Genomic DNA, 2,015 nt, shown 5'->3' with positions numbered 1-2,015 from the left:
CGCCGACCTCGAGGCCGGTCGGTTTGAAGCGTTCCGGTCGTACACGACGACGCCGGGCGTCGTCCTCGAGTCCGTCCACGACGCGGACCGGTTCAACCTGTACCACGAAGGGCTGCACCTCGGGTCGATCCTGGCGCTGCGGAAGCTCGTCGGCTAGAGCCGGACGCCGACCCCGACGGTCGCCTCCGCGAAGGTGCCTGTGAAAAAGTCTGGTCCGTCACCAACGGTCCCACGCAGGCGCCCCGACACGCGGACGAAGAGGTCCTGAGCCACTCCCGCATCGAGGCCGAGGCCGAGGTTGATTGTGGTCTGCGTCGGAGGGTCGTAGTCGATCTCGAACCGCGGAGCCTCGACCTCACGCCGGCCCGGGACGGGATCGCTGAGCGGAACGAAGGCTCCGACTCCCATCCCGACGTAGGGCCGGACGCTGTCCATGATCGGGACGCCGAGTTGCACCTCGATGCTCGGCAGGGCGTAGAACACGTCGCCGAACTGCTCCGGGACATCGGATATCCCGAGTCCGCCCTCGATGGAAACGTATCGGTTGACGAACACCCCGAGGCGGGCCTCGAGGACGGCCGTCTGGCCGACGCCTGACAAGTCGAAGTCGGCGGCGCCGCCGTGAAACGACACAAATGTCTGAGCCGAGAGCGGGGCGGAGAGAGCGACGAGAAGGGCGAGGACGCGCATGAGGCAGTGTGTGAGCTACTCCTGTGCCGACGCCTACCGCTCACGAGTAACGGAACGGTGTTGCGGCCGGGTCAGAAACTAGAGAACGGCCGATTCGAGAAGACGGATCGTTCCTGCGTCGGCATCCAACTCGGCCTCGATGCCGATCGGGACCGTCAGCTTTTGGGTCGTGTGCCCGATCGAGGCGCCCATATACGCGGGCACGCCGAGCGGCTCGACGTGATGACGAACGACCTCCTCGAGCGTGAAGCCGGCGATTCCGCCCGAGTCCGACGTGCAGTTCCGGCACACGCCGAACACGAACCCGGCCACGCCCTCGAGGACGCCCGCCTGACCAAGCTGCGTCAGCATCCGGTCGATCCGGTAGATGGCCTCGCCGACGTCCTCGACGAACAGGACGTGACCGGCCGTGTCGGGTATGTAGGGTGTCCCGGCCATCGCGGACAGAACGGTCAGGTTGCCGCCGACCAATCGCCCTCGAGCGTGCCCACCGCGGATCGTGAGGGTCCGTTGCTGTCTCGGGACAAGGGCGTCCTCACTCGACTCCGGGTTTGCGAGAATGGCGCGATCCGCGCTCATCACGACCGACCGGAAGTGCTCCGTCGTGAACGTCGAGAAGTTCGAGATTCCGTTCGGCCCGTGGAACGTGGCGAGGTCGGTCTGGGCGTAGACCCCGAGCAGGAGGGACGCCACGTCGCTGAATCCGCACAGCACCTTCGGGTTGGCGCGAATCACGTCGTAGTCGAGGTGGGGCAGGATGCGCGCGCACCCCCAGCCGCCCCGGAGCGCGATGAGGGCGTCGACTTCGGTGTCGGCGAACATGGCCGTCACGTCACCGGCTCGCTCTTGGTCCGTCCCGGCGAGGTAGCCGTCTCGAGCCAGCACGTGGTCTCCGAACACGACCTCGAGGCCGAGCGCGGCGAACGTGGCTCGCGCGACCTCGAGGTCGTCCCGGGAATACGTGATGCCAGCTGGGCTGACCAGCCCGACGGTGTCGCCGGGTCGGAGGCGGGCCGGCCGCGTCACCCTCGAGGTCGACGCGAGCGCGAGCGGGGAGAGGGCCGCGAGGGCGAGCCCCGCGGCGGCGGACTCGAGGAAGCGGCGTCGATGCATCACAGACGGTGGTGCCGGCCTCGAGGACGCAGCAGACGCGCCCTCGAGGTCGAGCCCTCTACATGTTTTCGATCAGCGCGTCGCCGAACTCGCTGCACTTGAGGAGCGTGGCGTCCTCCATTTGGCGCTCGAAGTCATACGTGACACGCTTCTGCTGAATGGTCGTCTCCATCGCCTTGATGATCGCGTCGGCAGCCTCGGTCCAGCCCATG

2 protein-coding genes and 1 pseudogene are annotated in these 2,015 nt (G+C 67.3%); all 3 read right to left on the bottom strand.

The window, feature by feature from the left end; translation table 11 throughout:
- Positions 1-153 precede the first annotated feature (153 nt).
- Positions 154-690: an outer membrane beta-barrel protein gene (locus WBA11_RS12205; protein ID WP_424520953.1), complete on the bottom strand. Its 537-nt coding sequence runs from the start codon at positions 688-690 to the stop codon at positions 154-156.
- 78 nt (positions 691-768) lie between these two features.
- The gene (locus WBA11_RS12200) at positions 769-1,803 is read right to left on the bottom strand and encodes a S66 peptidase family protein (RefSeq protein WP_424520952.1); all 1,035 of its coding nucleotides are present in this window, start codon (positions 1,801-1,803) and stop codon (positions 769-771) included.
- A gap of 58 nt (positions 1,804-1,861) precedes the next feature.
- Positions 1,862-2,015 (bottom strand): annotated as a pseudogene (locus WBA11_RS12195) (NADP-dependent isocitrate dehydrogenase); the annotation flags it as partial.

Origin of the sequence: Rubrivirga sp., from assembly GCF_049648075.1 — a bacterium.
Taxonomy (GTDB): domain Bacteria; phylum Bacteroidota; class Rhodothermia; order Rhodothermales; family Rubricoccaceae; genus Rubrivirga.
This window is presented reverse-complemented; position numbering and strand designations above follow the sequence as displayed.

Bases quoted from the DNA above. Each gene is read 5' to 3' on its own strand.
- WBA11_RS12200 (WP_424520952.1), bottom strand. From the start codon at position 1,803: ATGCATCGACGCCGCTTCCTCGAGTCCGCCGCCGCGGGGCTCGCCCTC.
- WBA11_RS12205 (WP_424520953.1), bottom strand. From the start codon at position 690: ATGCGCGTCCTCGCCCTTCTCGTCGCTCTCTCCGCCCCGCTCTCGGCT.